This window comes from Collinsella sp. LCP19S3_B11, from assembly GCF_052121915.1.
Lineage (GTDB): Bacteria > Actinomycetota > Coriobacteriia > Coriobacteriales > Coriobacteriaceae > Collinsella.
In genome coordinates, this window is the sequence record NZ_JBQKDI010000001.1 from 82,648 (window position 1) to 100,333 (window position 17,686).

Annotated in this window: 15 protein-coding genes; 9 read left to right on the forward strand and 6 right to left on the reverse strand. The window is 61.2% G+C overall.

The genetic code is table 11. The features are described from left to right. Positions 1–112: 112 nt before the first annotated feature. The 4 genes from pth to glmU all read right to left on the reverse strand — a co-directional run bounded on the left by pth (position 113) and on the right by glmU (position 5,267). Positions 113–742 (reverse strand): aminoacyl-tRNA hydrolase, encoded by a 630-nt coding sequence (gene pth / locus ACTQV4_RS00400; RefSeq protein ID WP_427717993.1) that lies wholly within the window; start codon positions 740–742, stop codon positions 113–115. 348 nt (positions 743–1,090) lie between these two features. Then, positions 1,091–1,927, reverse strand: a complete 837-nt coding sequence (locus ACTQV4_RS00405) for a hypothetical protein (RefSeq protein ID WP_427717995.1) — start codon at positions 1,925–1,927, stop codon at positions 1,091–1,093. 747 nt (positions 1,928–2,674) lie between these two features. Further along, positions 2,675–3,661: a ribose-phosphate diphosphokinase gene (locus ACTQV4_RS00410; protein ID WP_154516678.1), complete on the reverse strand. Its 987-nt coding sequence runs from the start codon at positions 3,659–3,661 to the stop codon at positions 2,675–2,677. A 193-nt stretch (positions 3,662–3,854) separates the two neighbouring features. After that, positions 3,855–5,267: a bifunctional UDP-N-acetylglucosamine diphosphorylase/glucosamine-1-phosphate N-acetyltransferase GlmU gene (gene glmU / locus ACTQV4_RS00415; protein ID WP_441056405.1), complete on the reverse strand. Its 1,413-nt coding sequence runs from the start codon at positions 5,265–5,267 to the stop codon at positions 3,855–3,857. Positions 5,268–5,472: 205 nt separating this feature from the next. Here glmU and ACTQV4_RS00420 point away from each other — a divergent pair, with 205 nt between their 5' ends. The 3 genes from ACTQV4_RS00420 to ACTQV4_RS00430 are packed head-to-tail and all read left to right on the forward strand — an operon-like array spanning position 5,473 to position 8,712. After that, the gene (locus ACTQV4_RS00420) at positions 5,473–6,351 is read left to right on the forward strand and encodes an energy-coupling factor transporter transmembrane component T (protein ID WP_441569134.1); all 879 of its coding nucleotides are present in this window, start codon (positions 5,473–5,475) and stop codon (positions 6,349–6,351) included. Then, a complete protein-coding gene (locus ACTQV4_RS00425) occupies positions 6,351–7,994 on the forward strand; it encodes an ABC transporter ATP-binding protein (protein ID WP_441568964.1) in 1,644 nt (547 codons plus the stop codon). The genes ACTQV4_RS00420 and ACTQV4_RS00425 overlap by 1 nt, the downstream gene beginning before the upstream one ends. A gap of 4 nt (positions 7,995–7,998) precedes the next feature. After that, positions 7,999–8,712, forward strand: a complete 714-nt coding sequence (locus ACTQV4_RS00430) for a DUF6580 family putative transport protein (RefSeq protein WP_441568966.1) — start codon at positions 7,999–8,001, stop codon at positions 8,710–8,712. A gap of 535 nt (positions 8,713–9,247) precedes the next feature. Here ACTQV4_RS00430 and ACTQV4_RS00435 read toward each other — a convergent pair. After that, positions 9,248–10,066: an exodeoxyribonuclease III gene (locus tag ACTQV4_RS00435; protein WP_441568968.1), complete on the reverse strand. Its 819-nt coding sequence runs from the start codon at positions 10,064–10,066 to the stop codon at positions 9,248–9,250. Between the two features lie 136 nt (positions 10,067–10,202). Between ACTQV4_RS00435 and ACTQV4_RS00440 the strand changes: the two genes are divergently transcribed. The 6 genes from ACTQV4_RS00440 to ACTQV4_RS00465 all read left to right on the forward strand — a co-directional run bounded on the left by ACTQV4_RS00440 (position 10,203) and on the right by ACTQV4_RS00465 (position 16,684). Next, a complete protein-coding gene (locus tag ACTQV4_RS00440; RefSeq protein WP_441044793.1) occupies positions 10,203–10,955 on the forward strand; it encodes an NAD-dependent protein deacylase in 753 nt (250 codons plus the stop codon). Positions 10,956–11,049: 94 nt separating this feature from the next. Continuing rightward, entirely contained in the window at positions 11,050–12,777 is a 1,728-nt protein-coding gene (gene folP / locus ACTQV4_RS00445; RefSeq protein ID WP_441568970.1) for a dihydropteroate synthase, read from the forward strand. Next, complete coding sequence (locus tag ACTQV4_RS00450; protein WP_441568972.1) at positions 12,778–13,479, forward strand: hypothetical protein; 702 nt, start codon at positions 12,778–12,780, stop codon at positions 13,477–13,479. A 263-nt stretch (positions 13,480–13,742) separates the two neighbouring features. Continuing rightward, positions 13,743–14,939, forward strand: coding sequence for an ATP-binding protein (locus tag ACTQV4_RS00455; protein WP_441568974.1), 1,197 nt, complete (start codon positions 13,743–13,745; stop codon positions 14,937–14,939). 159 nt (positions 14,940–15,098) lie between these two features. Continuing rightward, entirely contained in the window at positions 15,099–16,205 is a 1,107-nt protein-coding gene (locus ACTQV4_RS00460) for a serpin family protein (protein WP_441568976.1), read from the forward strand. Positions 16,206–16,453: 248 nt separating this feature from the next. Beyond that, entirely contained in the window at positions 16,454–16,684 is a 231-nt protein-coding gene (locus ACTQV4_RS00465; RefSeq protein WP_427718019.1) for a hypothetical protein, read from the forward strand. A 71-nt stretch (positions 16,685–16,755) separates the two neighbouring features. On the opposite strand, the gene ACTQV4_RS00470 is transcribed toward ACTQV4_RS00465, so the two are convergent. Continuing rightward, complete coding sequence (locus ACTQV4_RS00470; RefSeq protein WP_441568978.1) at positions 16,756–17,529, reverse strand: type III pantothenate kinase; 774 nt, start codon at positions 17,527–17,529, stop codon at positions 16,756–16,758. Between the last annotated feature and the right edge of the window lie 157 nt (positions 17,530–17,686).

The following is a 17,686-nucleotide window of genomic DNA, read 5'->3' on the forward strand; positions in this document are numbered from 1 at the left end:
CCCCTTTTGGGGTGTTGGGTATGTATGGCGGCACAGGGTTTATTGCGATGCGGCCGCTGCGGCGTTTTCGCATATAAAATCTGCCAAAATAAACATCCCTTTTTGGTAGGTTTTAGTGCTTGCCGTTGGCAGAGGCGGAGCCGTTGACGTGGTCGCGGGCATAGATTACGCCGTGCACAATCGCCAGGCCGGCGGCGTCGGCGGCGCGGGCGCAGGTGTCCTGGAAGTCCTCGGCCTCGCGGGCGCGCAGCTGCTTGAGCACGTAGTCGGCGACAGCCATCTTGCCGGGAGGGTTGCCGATGCCGGTGCGGATGCGGCTAAAGTCGCGGCTGCCCATCTTGTCGATGATGGAACGCAGGCCGTTGTGGCCGGCGTGGCCGCCGCCCACCTTGACGCGCACGTCGCCGGCGGGAATGTCGAGCTCATCGTGGATTACGAGCAGCTCCTCGGCCTTGATTTTGTACTCGCGGCAAAGCTTGGAGATGGGGCCGCCCGAGGTGTTCATGTACGACTGCGGCTTGACCAGCACAATCTGGCGCTTGCCGCCCTCTTCCTCTGGATCGTTGATGTTGATGAGCGCGACCTCGGCGCCGGCCTGGTTTTTCCAGTACGTGACGCCGGCCTGACGCGCCAGCTCGTCGATTGCCTTAAAGCCTGCGTTGTGGCGGGTCTCGGCATACTCATCGCCAGGGTTGCCAAGTCCGGCAACCATGCGAATCTTAAGCGGCTGTGCAGCTGCCATGTGCTTCCTTTCATCGATTTGTCGCCTGCTATGGTGAGCGACCCCGTTGCTGCTGTCAAATGGAGGGTGATTGAGGCCGCATGAGGGCGTTTGGACAGTCGTCAGAAGCCGGGATGGACAGTTAGTTCAGATTTGTATAAACCAAGAGATCTTTGACTGCCAAAATCGGGGCCACGGAACTGTCACGGCGCTTTGGGGAGCACAATTTGTGCTATTTCAGATCTTTTGAGTCTTCAAATGAGGTGATTGGCGCCGGGATGGCGGCAAACCACCTCGAAATGAGCCGTCTGTTTGTACAAATATGAACTAACTGTCCAGCCATGCTCGGTAACACTGGGTAAAAGTCTTTTAGACCGGCGCGAGGCCGATTCCGGCCCGCAGGGTGTTGAGCCAGGCGGCCTGACGCTTGCGATAACCCTTGATGCGGTAGCGGAATCGAACTCCCGCAAGTCGATGCATCGTCTGGGCGAAGGCTTCGAGTGCAACAAGGTCCTTCATTTGGTCACGGTTGATAACCAGGACGTGGATACCCATGGCCTTAAGGCCATTGTTGCGATTGCCATCGTGGATGCGAGCGTTTTGAAGCTCATGTCCAATTCCGTTGTATTCGTTGTCGACTCCGGCGGCTGGACAATATAAGTCGCAGATGGCGTAGGGGATGCCCGAGGACATGTTGACCGCAAGGGTGTCGAAATCGACTCGATAGTTGAGCAGCAGGCCTCCCATGGGCAGGCTGCAACACCCGAATCCGCCAAAGCGCATGGGTGCGCCCAGGACGGCGAACATCAATGATTCCGCTGGGGATGCGGATCCGGCCCGGGCGAGTTTGATAGCTGTGCGAAACGAGGCGTAGGAACTACTTTTGGCAAACCGTGCGACCGCCTCGAGCTCTTCGATGGTTGTGGCGGGCTCGCATTTGTAGTGCGCCTGTTCGTAGCGGGTTTCGGCTTGCTTTTCGGGTGTCGGTTGGTCGCCCTGGCAATCGAGATCGTCCATCGTTTCGAAGCTGTTGGCCTCGGGCCACGTGTCGTCGTAGGCGATGGGGTAAGTTGCTTCGGGCGGAAGTGAGTAGGTCCCGAGCAGTTCCATGAGAAGCATCAAGGTTTTGGCAACCGATTCATTTTTGGAACAAAGCATGGCCGTCATGGCGGGAGACGTTGCGTAGATGTCGGCTTCGATGTGCATGATCGCGCCCTGGGGGAGAGGGGCGGTGATGGTGTGCTGGAGGAGCCGTCCGTCGGGTCGTCTGTTGCTGCCGCTCGCAACAAAGAGGTCTAGACGCTCGGAGTCGTCTTCGCTCCAGGCGTCAAGTATTGCAAGGGCCGCAAAGTCTATGGCGTCCTTGTTGGGAACGCAACCTACGAGGGCTTGTGTCTGTTGCCCGTCATCGATGGCGTCCCAGGGAAGGGCGGAGTACGCCCGTCGAGCGCGGCGAATTGCGCGGAGGGCGGAGAGGTGTGAAATTACGGTTGTCATAGCTATAAGGTACTAAGCCGTTGGCGAAATGATATGGCCGTGGCGTTCTTTTCGCTCAAAGGGGCGTCGCGCGCCGCGGGCGGTAACGACATCATACGGAATGCCTTGGAAAAGTGGAGAATGGAGTGATGGGTTGGCCTTGGAGGCATCTACTGAGATGGATGCTGGACAGTTAGTTCAGATTTGTACAAGGCGACCTGGGTGTATTGCCGCTGTTGAGGGACTCGGTGGGCAAAATGGGGCCAATGGCATGGTGAAGAGATCCATGGGAGGAGGAATCGAGCGGAATTATGCCGGCAAGAGAGCTTTCGATACATTAAATGGCCCAAACGAATGCCCAAATTAATACAAATCTGAACTAACTGTCCAAGGCGGGTTGTCGAGGGGCAGAAAAAAGGGTCGGAAGCGAGCCTCCGACCCTTCAAAAACACCAAAGATGATGCGATGCGCGCTGGATTACAGCGCGAAGTCGCCGCCGACGAGCGTGGAGACGGGCTCCTCGTGGTAAACGGCAGAGATGGCCTCGGCGAACTCCTCGGCGACCGAGATGGTCTTGATCTTGCCGCCAACCTCGACGGGGATGGCATCGGTGACGAGGCACTCGACGATGGGGGCGTCGTTCAGGCGCTCGATGGCCGGGCCCGAGAAGATGCCGTGGGTGGCGCACACGTAGATGTCGCCGGCACCCATGGCCTTGAGCTCCTTGACGTTGGCGCACAGGGTGCCAGCGGTGTCGATCATGTCGTCATTGATGATGCAGGTCTTGCCCTTGATGTCACCGATGATGCCCATGACCTCGGCGGCGTTGTGGCGCGGACGGCCCTTGTGGGCGATGGCGAGGCTGCAGCCGAGCATGTCGGAGAGTTTCTTGGCAGCTTTGGCGCGACCCACGTCGGGGGAGACGACAACCAGGTTGTCGGTGTCGAAGTGCATGTCGTTGTAGTACTGGCCAAACAGCGGCAGTGCAGACAGGTGGTTAACCGGGATATCGAAGAAACCCTGAATCTGGCCCTGATGCAGGTCGAGGGTGATGATGCGGTTGACGCCAGCGCGCTCGAGCAGGTTGGCGACGAGGCGGGCGGTGATGGGCTCGCGCGGGCCGGCCTTGCGGTCCTGGCGGGCATAGCCGTAGTGGGTGATGACGGCGGTGATGGAGCGGGCGGATGCGCGCTTGGCAGCGTCGGTGGCGATGAGCAGCTCCATGAGCATGTCGTTGACGTTGCCGCCGGCCACGGACTGAATCAGGAAGACGTCGGCGCCGCGGACGGTCTCGTCGTAGCGGGCGTAAATCTCACCATTGGCGAACTGCTTTAGCGTAAGGCCCGAAAGCTCGACCCCAAGGTACTCAGCGATCTTCTGAGCGAGGGGACGGTTGGAGGAACCGGAATACACGCGGATGGACTTGCGCATATTCTCCGACTTCTCGGGATCATTAATCGGCATTACCCTTCTCCTTTATATATCGAATGCCATATAGATGCCTTGTTGCATTGTAACCGCGCGGCGGGGTTTATCGGGTCTTGATAACGTCTTTACCGTCAACGGACACGAACCGACCACTCATCCGGTCGCGCAGGTCAGCATAGAAAAAGGAGCCATCCCCATGGGAACAGCTCCTTAGATGCTTGGTAAAACGTTATACCTCGTCGTCCTCGTGCAGACGGCGGCGATAATCGGCGGCCCAGCCCTCAATATTTACCTGACGGGCGCGGCCCAGGCCGAGTGCGTCAGCCGGGACCGGCTCGGTGATGACGGAGCCGGCGGCCACGAGTGCGCCGTCGCCGATCTGGGCAGGCGCGACCATCATGGTATCGGAACCGATGAAGGCATCCTTGCCGATGACGGTCTTGTGCTTGTGCACGCCGTCGTAGTTGCAGGTGATGGAGCCCGCGCCCACGTTGACGCCGGAACCCATGGTGGTGTCGCCGATGTAGGACAGGTGCGGCACCTTGGAGCCCTCGCCGATCGTGGACTTCTTGATCTCCACGTGTGTGCCGGCCTTGGAGCCATCGAGCATGTGGGTGCCTGGGCGCAGGTAGGCGCGCGGGCCGCAGTCGACGCCGTTCTCGATGACAGCCTCGATGGCGATAGTCTCATCGATGGTGCAGCCGCTGCCAACGGTGGTGTCGGTGAGGCGGCTGTTGGGGCCGAGCTGGCACTCCTCGCCCACGGTGACGCGGCCGATCAGGTGCGTCTGCGGCCACACGACGGTGTCGCGGCCGATGACGGCGTCGGGGCCGATCCAGGCCTGCGTGGGGTCGATGAAGGTAACGCCCTCGGCCATCCAGTGCTCGTTGATGCGGTCGCGCGCGATAGCGGTGAGTTGCGCGAGCTGGATGCGGCTGTTGACGCCCAGGCCGTCGCGGTAGTCGTCGCAGTGGAAGATGGAGACTGCCTGGCCGTGGCCCTTGAGAATCTCGAGCATGTCGGGCAGGTAGTACTCGGACTGCGCGTTGTCGTTGCCGATCTCGCTGATGTGGGCGGCGAGCTGCGCGCCGTCGAAGGCGTAGCAGCCGGCGTTGCACTCGAGCAGCGTGGCGGCCTGCTCGGGCGTGCAGTCCTTCTGCTCGATGATGCGCTCGATCTGACCGTCGGCGCCCAGCTTGATGCGGCCGTAGCCAAAGGGATCGGGCGGGGTCATGGTCATGACGGTGCAGGCGAGCTCGCCGGTAGCGACGGTCTTTGCGAACTTGGCGACGGTGTCGGCGGTGATGAGCGGCAGGTCGCCGTTGAGCACGACGACGGGGCCTTGCATGATGCCGCATGCCTCGAGCGCGACCTTTACGGCGTGGCCGGTGCCCAGGCGCTCGGTCTGTTCGACGCACTCGACCTTGGTGGCGCTGTTGGCGTAGGCGCCGTCGATAAGGGCGCGCATCTCGTCGGCGTGGCTGCCGATGACGACCACGACGCGGCTGCAGCCGGCCTTGATGGTGGCGTCGACGATCCACTGGACCATGGGCTTGCCCAGGATCTTGTGCGAAACCTTGCAGTGGTTCGACTTCATGCGGGTACCCTCGCCGGCGGCGAGGATAATTGCGGTTGCGTCCATGTGATCTCCTGTTACGTTATAGACACGTGAGTTTGGAAACGATACACGGCGCAATATGATACCGCAGGCATATGATGAGCGCGTAACGATTGGCGCATGGCGGCTGATGTCGGTGCCGCCGGCGTGACGTTTGCGCTGGTTGTGCATGGCGGCGGCACTGCGGCGTTGGCGTTTGAGCGAGGGGATGGGGGTGTCCGTGGATATCATGCGAGAGGAATCGGGCAACGAACCCGTCGCGGCATTCTCGATGTCGCATCCGGCGGTGCCGGCGCTCTACATGGTGCTGACGCTGGGGCTCACCATGTTCTCGATGCAACCGGTGCTGCTTGCGCTGTCGCTTGCGGGCGGGCTGGCGTATGGGTTTGCGACGCGCGGCGTCGCACGCACGTTGGGGGCACTTCGCTGGCAGCTGCCGGTGATTTTGATTATCGCGGTGCTCAACCCGTTATTTAGCGCTTCGGGCTCGACGGAACTGTTCCGTATTGGCATGCGTGCGGTGTATCTGGAGAGCATGGTATACGGCCTGTGCATGGGCGGGCTGTTTGTGGCGAGCGTGCTGTGGTTTGAGGCCGCGGCGTCCATGCTTAGCTACGACAGGGTGCTTGCGCTTTTGGGTAACACCGCGCCGGTGATCGCGCTCATGATCTCGATGTGTATGCGGCTTATCCCGCAGTTTTTGCGTCGCGGTCGTACGGTGCTGGCGGTGCAGGATGCGATTGAAGTGCCGGGCCGCGCGCCGGCCGACCCCGTGCGTTCGCGCCTACGGGCATCGAGCGTGTTGATGGGCTGGGGCATGGAAGATTCGCTGGAGCGTGCGGACGCCATGCGCTCCCGTGGGTGGGGCGCCGCGGCGCGTCGCACGACGTACGCGCGGTATCGGCTGGCGCGCGGCGACGTTGCCGCGCTGGTTGGGCTTGCGCTGTTTGGCGTGGCCACGGCGGCAGTGGCGTGGACCGCGACGATGCAGTATTCGTTTTACCCGCAGCTTTCGGTGCCAGCGCCGTGGCCTGGCTATGTTGTATACGCGACCTGGATGGCGCTGCCCTGCGTGGTGCATGCGATTGACGAGAAGAGGTTTGGCTGATGGCTCGGTTGGACGGGAGCATCATGGCGGACGCGGTGTGCGGCTCGGATATGCCGGCGATTGAAGTGCGGGGCCTGCGCTTTGCCTACCCCGGGGCCGAAGTGCCGGTGTTCGAGGGGCTCGATTGGCGTGTTCCCCAAGGGACGTTTGCGTTGCTTGTCGGTGGTACCGGGTCGGGCAAGTCGACATTACTCTCGTTGCTCAAGCCCGAGATTTCGCCGGCGGGCGAATGCTCCGGCGATCTGCGCATGCTGGGCGAAAGCGTTGCCGACATGGACGTTCGCGCGTCCGCGGAGCACGTGGGCTATGTGTTTCAGGACCCCGAGAACCAGATTGTGTGCGAAACCGTGTGGCACGAGATGGCGTTTGGCCTGGAAAACTTAGGCATGTCGCGCGACGAGATGCGCCGTCGCGTGGCCGAGACCAGTTATTTCTTTGGGGTGGAGGATTGGCTCCACCGCGATACCGATACGCTTTCGGGCGGACGCAAGCAGCTGCTGTCGCTGGCAGCCGTGCTGGCGTTGCGCCCTCGCGTGCTGCTGCTCGACGAGCCCACGTCCCAACTGGATCCCGTTGCCGAGAAAAATTTTCTGCATGCGCTGTTTCGCGTGAATCGCGAGCTGGGCTGCACGGTTGTTGTGGCAACGCACCAGCCGCGCCCGATGCTTGAATACGCGACGTGCGCGTATCGGATTGAGGGCGGGCGCGTATGCGAGGTCGCTGACATCGCCTCCTTGGGGCATCGCGAAGAGCTGTTTTCTGGCGAGGTGCCAGGGTGGGGTGGCTCGTGGCGTGCAAAAAACGGAGTTTTCAGCAGCGCCAGTGGCCGGCCGGGCTATTTGGGCCCGCGCGTGGGCGCTCCGGGCGCAAAAAAAAGACCGAAATCGGATAAATCGGCTGAATTTGAGGTGCAAATCCTGTCGCAAGACGACTCGGGGGCGCCATCGTGCGCCGGTGGATGCCGAATACTCCCAAAAATGCACGCTGGGTCGGCTACCACCCTGGCAGGGGGCTGGTTTCGCTACGATCGAGCGTCCGGCTGGGTGCTGCGCGGGCTCGATGCGTCGTTTTCGGCAGGCGCGGTGCATGCTGTTGTGGGCGGTAACGGCTGCGGTAAGTCGACAATGCTTTCGGTGCTGGCCAAGACGGTTAAGTTGCAGCGTGGGCATATGGAGCGTGGGGCGGCCTCGGCGGCATTGCTGCCTCAGAATCCCAAGGCGCTGCTGGTTGCCGAGACGGTGCGCGAGGAGCTGATGGAATGGGCTTCGACCTGCGGATATGACGAGGCTATGGCGCGAGAGCGCGCGACGAGTCTGGGATTGTCCGGCTTGGATGGGCGCCATCCGTACGATCTTTCGGGCGGGCAGCGCCAGCTGCTTGCGTTGGCAAAGCTGCTGTTGATCGGCCCCGAGCTGCTATTGCTCGATGAGCCCACCAAGGGTCTGGACCTGGCCAGCCGTCGCATCATCGCCCGCGCCCTGCGCGACCATGCGGAGGCTGGCGGTACCGTCATCATGGCAACGCACGATCTGGATTTTGCCGAGCAGGTTGCCGATGACATTGCCATGATGTTCGACGGCGAGATTGCCTGCATGGAGCCGCCCGCCGACTTTTTTGCCGACAATGTGTTTTATAGGGCGTGATGGGATGGCGAATTATCGCGTCTTGCGCCTACTCGCAAAACTGGAGATCCCACTGCTGCTGGCGGTGCCAGCGGTAATGGCCGCGGCGTTGCTGGCAGGCGTTGAGCAGGCGGCGCTTGCCATGCTTGTCGTGGTGGCGCTGGTGCTCGCGCTGTTCTTTGCGGGCTACGAGGCGTCGCGACCGGGCCTGCGCCAGATTATGCCCACGCTGGTTCTGGCGGCGTTGGCCGCGGCGGGGCGTATCTTGTTTGGCCCCATTCCCGACTTTAAACCCGTGAGCGCCATCGCCATTATCGCCGGGGCGACGCTCGGTCGTCGTAACGGCTTTATGGTCGGTGCGCTGGCGGCGCTGACCAGCAATTTCTTTTTTGGGCAGGGCATGTGGACACCGTGGCAGATGTATGCCTGGGGTCTGGTCGGCTATGTTGGCGGCGCGCTGGCGCATGCGGGTGCGTTCGACCGTGCCGATGGAACCGTGCGCATGCCGGCGCTGATGGCGTACGGCTTTGCGTCGGGCCTGCTCTATGGCGCCGTGATTAACGCCTACGACATCATCGGTTTTGTGCAACCGCTCACGTGGGCGGGCGCCGTGGCGCGTCTTGCCACGGCGGTACCGTTCGATATCACACACGGCCTTGCGACCTGCGTGTTCTTGGCCGCTCTCTACAAACCTTGGTGTCGTCGCATTAACCGTGTCGTCGTGAAATACGGGCTGTAGTGGCGGCTGCGCCGGGGCGAGAATCAATACTGTCGAAGTGCCATTCTAAAACTATGCCGGTTTACGGGGCTAGATTGGCACAGGCAGACCATGCCGGCTTTTTCCGAAAATAGACGATCCGTCTACCTGCGGTTTTATTTTGCTTGAATTGCGTTTGGTTGGGGATTTGCGATTCAGCCCCGTAAACCGGCATAGTTTTGGAATGGCCGGCTGACATGATGGGCGTCGTGGCCCTTAGAGAGCCAAATCGATCCGTTTTCTTCCGCCCCCAGACGTCCCCAGGGAATCAGTTGACGGCGCTTGCCACGAAACTAGCCCATCCACTACGTTTACTTTGATACCCTCGACCATGACCGCGTTTTATGAAAAACCGCAGGCTTTCTACCTGCGGTTTTCTTTTTGCGTTGTTCGCCGTGGTTGAGGGTAGTGGCTTAAACGTAGTAGATGGGGCAGTTTCGTGGCGGGTGTGCCGCGTGGATTCCCTCGCGAGGTGAAAACGATCCGTTTTGCTTCGTCCCCGAGGGGTCGGCTGGGGCTAGAGCTCTAGGGTGAGGGTGACGGGGCAGTGGTCGCTGCCAAAGATGTCGCCGCGGATGCCGGTGTCGCGCACGTTGCCGGCGATGGCGTCGCTCACCAGGAAGTAATCGATGCGCCAGCCCGCGTTGTTCTTGCGGGCATTAAAGCGGTAGCTCCACCAGCTGTAGACGCCCTCGACGTCGGGATTTGCCGCGCGCCAGGTATCGGTAAACCCGGCGTCGAGCAGCTCGGTAAACTTACCGCGCTCCTCGTCCGAAAAGCCTGCATTGCCGCGGTTGGACTTGGGGTTCTTGAGGTCGATCTCCTCGTGCGCCACGTTAAAGTCGCCGCAGGTCACCACGGGCTTGCCGGTCTCGCGCTCGAGTCCCGCCAAAAAGCCGCGATAGGCATCGTCCCAGGCCATGCGCACATCGATGCGCGCGAGCTCATTTTGGGCGTTGGGCGTATAGACGTCCACAAACCAAAACTTGTCGAACTCGAGCGCGCAGACGCGGCCCTCGGTCGCGGCCTGCGCCACGAGCTCGGCTGCCGCGCCCTCGCCGGCGTAAGGCAGCAGCGCATCGGCGCGCAGCACGCGCAGCGGTTCCTGGCGGCTAAAGACCGCAGTGCCCGAATAGCCTTTACGCTCGGCGTAGCTCCAGGTTTGGTGATAACCGGGCAGGTCGATATCGGCCTGGCCCTCCTGCAGCTTGGTCTCTTGCAGCGCCAGGATATCGACATTGAGCTCCTGTGCGATCTGGATAAAGCTCGGGTCCTTTTTGAGCACGGCGCGCAGACCGTTGACGTTCCACGAGGCGAAAGTGTAAGTCCGAGGCATGGTGTCCTTTCGACGGGGTTTGCAGGCTTAAGATTAGCGCAAAAGGGGCGGTGGTGGGCTCCGCGCGTGCTGACTCAAAGGCCGCATGCTGGGATGTCGCCCGACGCTGCCCGACCAACAAGGACGGAGGACTCATATGACGCAGGCGATATCGGATCCCAAGCGGGCCTCCGCCGCGCTGGCGGAGCTGTTTGGTACCCACAAGCGTGTGGTCTTCTTTGGCGGCGCCGGTGTTTCCACGGCGAGTGGCATCCCCGATTTCCGCAGCGTGGACGGTCTATATCACCAACAGTTTGCCTACCCGCCCGAGACCATGCTCTCGCATAGCTTTTACGAGGCGCATCCGGCCGAGTTCTTCGACTTCTACCGCACCAAGATGATCTCGCTTGGCGCCAAGCCCAACCGCTGCCACACCAAGCTGGCCGAGCTGGAGCGTGCCGGCAAGCTTGGTGCCGTGGTGACGCAAAACATCGACGGCCTGCATCAGATGGCGGGCTCGCAGCGCGTGTTCGAGCTGCACGGATCGGTCCATCGCAACATTTGCCAGTCGTGCGGCGCAGTCTATAGCGCCGAGTGGATTTGCGCCCGCGGGCACGAGGACGCCGCGGGTGTGCCCGTGTGCCCCGCGTGCGGCGGGCGCATTAAGCCCGATGTGGTGCTCTACGAGGAGCCGCTCGACGAGCATGTGCTGACCGACGCCGTTGCCGCCATTGCCGCGGCCGATGCCCTCATTGTGGGCGGGACCTCGCTCGTGGTGTATCCGGCGGCGGGTCTTACGCGATACTTTACCGGCGATACGCTGGCCATATGCAATCTTGCTCCCACCGATCAGGATGCAAATGCCGACCTGCTGATTTCTTGCGACATCGCTGCCGCGTTTGCGTTCTAGCCCGCGTGCGCGGATACAATAGAAAGACTGATTGCAAAGCGACCCCGCCGCCTGCGCCCGAGCGTGGCGGCGCGGGCATTTTAGGAGGATGTTCATGGCGAACGACAGCAAGACATGGCGGTGCGGAAAGTACGAGCTCAGCTTTGACCGTCCGCGCATCATGGGCGTCCTCAACGTGACGCCCGATTCGTTTAGCGACGGCGGGGAGCATTTCGACCCGGATGCCGCCATCGAGTACGGCCTGGCGATGCTCGATGCCGGTGCCGACATCATCGACGTGGGCGGCGAGTCCACGCGCCCCGGTTTTACCCCGGTCAACCCCGACGAGGAGGCTCGCCGCGTGCTGCCTGTTGTGCGTGCGTTGGCCAAAGAGGGCGCCATCGTCTCGATCGACACACGTCACGTGGCGGTTGCCAAGGCGGCCGTGCGCTGCGGCGCCTCGATCGTCAACGACGTGACGGGCTTCACCGACCCCAAGATGGTCGAGTTTGTCGCGACGAGCACCTGCGGCGTCATCGTGATGCACGCCGGCGAGGTCGCCGCGCCTGCTCGCACGCATGCAACGGTGCAGCTCGATACCTCTGCCGCGGCGTTTGTTGCCGAGAAGGCGCGCGAGGCGGCTGCCGAGGCCGCGCGCGAGGCCGAGAAGCCCGCCCGCCGTCGTCGTGGCAAGCTGCTGGGCGAGCCCAAGACGGAGGCCAAACTGCCGGGTGGCGTGGTGCAGCCCTCGCTGCCGTTTGGCGATCCGGAGCCAGCGCCCGAGCCAACGGGCGAGCAGAAGCAGGAGACGCCGGCCGCCGAGCAGGCTGCCCCTGCCGCCGAGGCCGCCGCGACCCCTGAGCCCGCGCCGGAGCCCAGCGATCACTTGGCCGCCATGATGCGCCGCAGCGCCCGCCGCGAGGAGGCTTATGTGCCCACCTCGCAGCTTCGCCGCTTTACCCTGCCCGATTCGGCGCCCATCATGCGCCGCGTCATGGGCTTTCTGTCCGATCAGGCCCGCGCGCTCATCCACGCCGGCGTGTCACGCGACCGTATCTGCATCGATCCGGGTCCGGGTTTTGGCAAGACGGCCAACGAAGACATCGTCATCCAGCGCGAGACCGCCAAGATGGCGTCGCTGGGCTATCCGCTCATGTGCGCCGTGTCGCGCAAGCGCTTTGTGGGCGCCGTCTCGGGCGTGACCGAGGCCGCCGAGCGCGATGCCGCCACATTTGGCGTGTGCCTGGGCGCTATCCAGGCCGGTGCCAACATCGTGCGCGTGCACGATGTCACCGGCTTTGCGCAGTTCCTGAACGGCTACTGGGCTGTTGCCAAGCCGCAGCCGCGTCGCGCGTTTGTGGCCGTGGGCTCCAACCTGGGGCATCGTTGCGACAACATCCGCGCCGCGCGCGACATGATCGCCGAGATTCCGCTCACCTGTGTGTCCAACTGCTCGCGCATCTACGAGAGCGAGCCGGCCTACGAGACACGCCAGGACGCGTTTGCCAACGCCGTCATCGAGATCAAGACCGAGCTGGCGCCGCTGGTGCTGCTCGACGAGCTTATGAAGATCGAGGCCGAGCTGGGGCGCGACCGATCCAAGAAGGCCAAGGTCAACGGCCCGCGCACCATCGACCTGGACCTGCTGTGGATGGATGGCGAGACCCATGGCGGCAAAAAGCTGCGCCTGCCGCATCCGCTCATTGGCGAACGCGACTTTGTGCTGGTGCCGCTCGAGGACCTGATGCACGACCCGGCGCGGTTCTTCCGCTTCAACGGCGTCGAGGTCAAGGAGCCCGAGGATCGCGTGGGCCATATCGTGGGCGAATTGGGGCGTATGTAGATGATTGAGATGAACACTGTAGCCGCTGGTGCCGAGCTTGACGCGGCACGTGACGCGGGCCGCGAGGGCGTGTCCGCGGGCTGGTGCGCGTGGAGCGTGGACGAGGCGTCGTTGACGTTTTCGCTGGTCGTGCGCCCGGATGTGAATATGCACGCCTTCCATGGCCTGCCGTTTGTGGCGGCGATGGGCATGATGGACGCGCTCGCGGGAACGGCATCGACGCCGGGGCTGGGCCTTGTCGGCAAGGTGGGCATTCAGTGGCCGAGCGATATCGTGTACGGCGCGCCCGCGTTTGAGACGTCGTTTGCACGCGTCGCCGTCAACGGTGGCGCCGGTGCCGCGGGCATGTTCGGTGCCGTGACGGTGGATATTGAGCGCGCGGCGCTGGGCGAACTTGGCGTGGATGTGACCGATGAAGCGCTGGTCGAAGCGCTGACTACCGCCGTGCTGGCCCGCGTGGACGCCTGGGCGGTTGTCGCCAACACGCCGCAGGGCGCCGCCGGCCCGCTGGCTCCCGTGCTGGGCGAGTACTTCGACATGGTGCCGCTGCTGGGCCGCCAGGTTGCGGCGGTGTCGCCCAACGGCTTGCCGCTTGCGGTCGGTGTGTTTGCGGGCCTGGACATCTGGGGTCGCGCGACCATCAAGACCGATGCCGGCGAGCAGGAGTTTCCGCCCGAGGCCGTACGGATTCGCGGACTGTAACGCAAGATGCCCGCGCTCAAAGACAACGATGACTACAAGACCCTCCTCGGCAGAGTGAACTGCCTCTGCCGGGGAGGGTCTTTGCACGACTACAGGGTGGCATCGCGGCCCTATTCCTCAAAACTGAAAAATTTTCGTTTTTGAGGAATAGGATTAAGGCAGCTCGGCCTTTCGCGAGGTATATTCGCTATAGAGCCTATTCCTCAAAACTGAAAAATTTTCGTTTTTGAGGAATAGAGATAAAAGACCGCGAGGAGGCCCCGATGAAACTCATCAATAGAGCGTCATATATGGACACGTTGACGAGTCTTATTGGCGTGCCGGATATCAAGGTCATCACGGGCATCTGCCGCAGCGGTAAATCAAAATTGCTCGAGGCCCTCCGCGATTACGTGGAGGCAAATCTGCCTAATTCGAATGTCATCCATATCAACTACAACCTCGATGAGTTCGAGAACCTGCTCGAGTATCACGCGTTGCTCGCTTATGTAAAAGATCATCGGGTGCCCGGCAAACAAAACTTTCTGCTTATCGATGAGGTTCAGATGTGCGACGGTTTTGAGCGTGCGATCAACAGCCTTCACGCATCCGAGCATTATGACATCTTCATTACCGGATCGAATGCCTTTTTGCTGTCGAGCGATCTGTCGACGCTCTTTACGGGGCGCACGTTCGAGATCGAGGTTTTCCCATTCTCGTTTGAGGAGTATCGTCTCTATGGCGACGAGGGCGAGGTCGACCGTGGCTTCGATGAGTATGCGAGAACCGGCGGTATGTCTGGCTCTTACCCTTATCCACTGCAGGAACAGCGCTATCAATATCTCTCCAACGTCTTTAAGACGCTCATTGTGAGAGATATCGTGCAACGGCATAACGTGAGAAACGAATCGGCGCTGCTGCGCATTGCCGATTACATGATGGACAACGTTTCCAACATTACGTCGGCACGCAACATTACCGATGCATTAAATGCGGATGGACTAAAGATTACGAACAAGACGGTCGGTGCGTACATGGGGTACCTGTGCGATGCGTTTGCCTTCTATAAAGTTCGCCGATACGACATTCGCGGCAAGAAATACCTTAAGAGCGGCGAGAAGTATTACCTGGCGGACCACGCGTTCAAATACGCGCTGCTCGGTACACGTGATATGGATTGGGGGCGCGTATACGAGAACATAGTGGCAATCGAGCTGCTGCGCCGCGGATACGAGGTATACGTCGGCGTGCTCTATAAAAAGGAAATAGACTTTGTAGCAATCAAGCGAAGCGAGAAGCTCTACATTCAGGTGAGCGACGACATCAGCTCGGATAAGACATTTGAACGCGAGATTTCGCCACTGCTGAGCATTGGCGACGCGTACCCCAAGATGATTCTCGCCCGCACGCATCACGAGGCCACGGATCGCGACGGAGTGCAGATCGTGGACCTGGCGAGGTGGCTGTGCGGCGAGGCTTAGCGTGCTTCGAGCCTATTCCTCAAAACTGAAATAATTTCGTTTTTGAGGAATAGAAAGGCTTTGAGCCTCTTAGAAAGCCATTGGGTTGCCTTTCCGGTGCGAGATTTGTGTCCGCGCCGTGCGAAATAATAGTTTATGTCCTAACGATGGGAGCAGACTATGGCTGACAAAGCAAATTCGGCGTGTCCACAGGCATGGAGGGTTGCAAAATCCCTATCCGAGAAAATACTCGCTCAAGGCAAGAACGGGGTTTGGTCGCCTGCGTGCGTCGCGAGCTTGTTGACGATTGTACGAAAGGGTGCCTCGGGCGCCACATGTCGGGAGCTCGACATGCTCCTGGGCGATGGCGACATGTTTAGCGAGCGTGATCCCTTCGGCATCGAGCTGGAGCGGAACTGGGGCTATGACGGTTATGACGCGAGCACGGCAACGGCAGCTTGGCTTTCCAGGTCCGCGAGCCCATCGGAGGCGTTTCTGCACGAGTGCGACAAATGCAGCGTGCATGTGTCAATCGATGACTTGGCCGATCCGCGCGTTAGCCAACGGGTGACCGATTGGATAGCCGAACAAACTCACGGCCTACTGTCGCCAAGCATCGAGTTATCACCAGTGGCTCTTGCCTGTCTTGTGAGCGCGCTTTACATGAAGGATGCATGGGCGGATCCGTTTGACGGCGAATCGACCAAAGTTGAGACCTTCCATGCAAAGAACGGCGATGTTCAAGCAGCGTTTATGCGTGGCAAGCGCGATTGTGCGGTGATCGTCGAGAACGGCAGGGTTGCCTTCTTGTTGCCGCTCAGCTCCGATGCCGGCGTGTGTTTTGTTCTTCCGAGCGGCGAGGATGATCATGTTGATGACGCGCTTGGGCTATTCGAGCGTCTGTCCCAAGGCGAGGGAGAATGGGAGCCCGTCGACCTGGGGATTCCTCGCTTTGAATGCGAGTCGACGCTCTCGGACGTCTGCTCGCTGCTAAAGGCCGCCGGCGTCTCTACGGCAACTGCGATGGAGCTTACACCTATGGTGGGGGTAGAGGGGACTCCAACGCAGATTGTCCATGGCGCGAAGTTCGCTGTCGATGAGAACGGGCTAGAGGCCGGCGCGTACACGGTGATGGTCGCTGTCGCGGGCCTTCCGCCGGAGAACCCGCCAGAGCCGCGCAAGATAACGCTTGACAGGCCTTTCTATGCAGCGCTCGTGTCTCGCACCGGCGTACCGCTCTTTGTGGCAAGCGTCGCGCTGCCGTCGGTGGACGTGCAAGAAAGGTGAGGTTGAGGTTTGCGAAGGGGGGGCTGCTATGCCAAGGGTTGCCAACGTACTCTTTCCAGCTGACTATTTTGAAAAGATAGCTCCAGATGGGTCGATGCGCATCGAATATGAGTCTGCGTGTGCTGAGGGGCGTCTTGACGTGGGGCTTTTCGATCTGGAACTGTTCGAGGAGCGTGGAGAGCTCGCGCTCTGCTTTTCTAGGCCATCGGACTGATGCGGGGGTAATCAACCGCATGTTCACGGAGTTTATGGTCAAGGACTATGTAAAGTCGGTCAAAGGGACGAGGTTTCCCGTTAGCTTTCACACTCCCGTGAGCCAGGAGCGCATGGACGGGATTGTTAAAGAGTTCGTCAAGCTCCGCGGGGACCTTTTCACGGTCGGTATTGTCTGCAAAGAGTACGTTGATCTGGCCCGCTACCTTTCTGTTTTGATGAAACGTAGTCCCTTGATCTGGCTCACGGAGGGGTTGGAGAACTAGAGTCACCTAGTCCGTGCGTCAGAGAAACCGAGGGGATAGGACAATGCTCACGCTTGGCTCCGGTCCCTGTCTTACCCCAGCTCCTGCATGCGGCGGTAGATTTCGCAGATACCCTTAATGGTGAGCTGTCCATCGACCACGTCGAAGGCATCGGTCGAATCGGCGACGATGCCGGCGAGGCCTCCCGTGGCGATAACGGTGGCATCCTCGCGGCCCAGCTCGCGCTTCATGCGCGCGACCAGGCCTTCGGCCATAGCGGCGGTGCCCACCACGGCGCCGACCTTGATGCACTCCTCGGTATCGCGGCCGATGGCGTGCTCGGGCGCCTCGAGCGGCACGCTGGCGAGCTTGGCGGCGCGGGCGGCAAGTGCATCCATGGAGATGCGGATGCCCGGCGCGATCGCTCCGCCAATGTAATAACCGTCCTCATCGACGACGTCGATATTGGTTGCGGTGCCAAAGTCCACCACGATTGCCGGCGCGCCGTAGAAAGTCTCAGCCGCAACGGCGTTGGCGACGCGATCGGCACCTACGGCCTGGGGACGCGCCGCGCGCAGCTTGGTCACGGCGGCCGTCTGCGGCCCAATGACGATGGCGTCTGCGGCAATGCGGTCGGCCACGGCATGCCATTCGCGCGAGAGCTGCGGCACCACGCCCGCAAAGGCGATAGCGTCGACCGCGTCGAGCGAAAGGCCGTACATCTTAAAAAAACCCATCAGGCGCACATGGATCTCATCTGCGGTATAGGAGCGGTCGGTGGGCATCCGCCACGACTGCACCAGCTCGTCTCCGTCAAACAGGCCCATGGCCGTCTGCGTGTTTCCCATATCGATAGCGAGCAGCATGTCTACTCCCGGTTTCGGCATAAAAGGACGCGCACCATTGTATACGTGCTGTCGACGGCGCTCGGCTGCGATTCGTTTACGGTGATATGGGCTGAGGGGTTTTAAATATGAAGGAATTATGCTCTACGAGATTTTCCTTGCCGTCCACCGAACTCCC

What these genes read in the sequence shown, in the direction of transcription:
- pth (WP_427717993.1), bottom strand. Translation starts at nt 742, where the DNA reads ATGGCAGCTGCACAGCCGCTTAAGATTCGCATGGTTGCCGGACTTGGC.
- ACTQV4_RS00405 (WP_427717995.1), bottom strand. Translation starts at nt 1,927, where the DNA reads ATGCACATCGAAGCCGACATCTACGCAACGTCTCCCGCCATGACGGCC.
- ACTQV4_RS00410 (WP_154516678.1), bottom strand. Translation starts at nt 3,661, where the DNA reads ATGCCGATTAATGATCCCGAGAAGTCGGAGAATATGCGCAAGTCCATC.
- glmU (WP_441056405.1), bottom strand. Translation starts at nt 5,267, where the DNA reads ATGGACGCAACCGCAATTATCCTCGCCGCCGGCGAGGGTACCCGCATG.
- ACTQV4_RS00420 (WP_441569134.1), top strand. Translation starts at nt 5,473, where the DNA reads ATGCGAGAGGAATCGGGCAACGAACCCGTCGCGGCATTCTCGATGTCG.
- ACTQV4_RS00425 (WP_441568964.1), top strand. Translation starts at nt 6,351, where the DNA reads ATGGCTCGGTTGGACGGGAGCATCATGGCGGACGCGGTGTGCGGCTCG.
- ACTQV4_RS00430 (WP_441568966.1), top strand. Translation starts at nt 7,999, where the DNA reads ATGGCGAATTATCGCGTCTTGCGCCTACTCGCAAAACTGGAGATCCCA.
- ACTQV4_RS00435 (WP_441568968.1), bottom strand. Translation starts at nt 10,066, where the DNA reads ATGCCTCGGACTTACACTTTCGCCTCGTGGAACGTCAACGGTCTGCGC.
- ACTQV4_RS00440 (WP_441044793.1), top strand. Translation starts at nt 10,203, where the DNA reads ATGACGCAGGCGATATCGGATCCCAAGCGGGCCTCCGCCGCGCTGGCG.
- folP (WP_441568970.1), top strand. Translation starts at nt 11,050, where the DNA reads ATGGCGAACGACAGCAAGACATGGCGGTGCGGAAAGTACGAGCTCAGC.
- ACTQV4_RS00450 (WP_441568972.1), top strand. Translation starts at nt 12,778, where the DNA reads ATGATTGAGATGAACACTGTAGCCGCTGGTGCCGAGCTTGACGCGGCA.
- ACTQV4_RS00455 (WP_441568974.1), top strand. Translation starts at nt 13,743, where the DNA reads ATGAAACTCATCAATAGAGCGTCATATATGGACACGTTGACGAGTCTT.
- ACTQV4_RS00460 (WP_441568976.1), top strand. Translation starts at nt 15,099, where the DNA reads ATGGCTGACAAAGCAAATTCGGCGTGTCCACAGGCATGGAGGGTTGCA.
- ACTQV4_RS00465 (WP_427718019.1), top strand. Translation starts at nt 16,454, where the DNA reads ATGGTCAAGGACTATGTAAAGTCGGTCAAAGGGACGAGGTTTCCCGTT.
- ACTQV4_RS00470 (WP_441568978.1), bottom strand. Translation starts at nt 17,529, where the DNA reads ATGCTGCTCGCTATCGATATGGGAAACACGCAGACGGCCATGGGCCTG.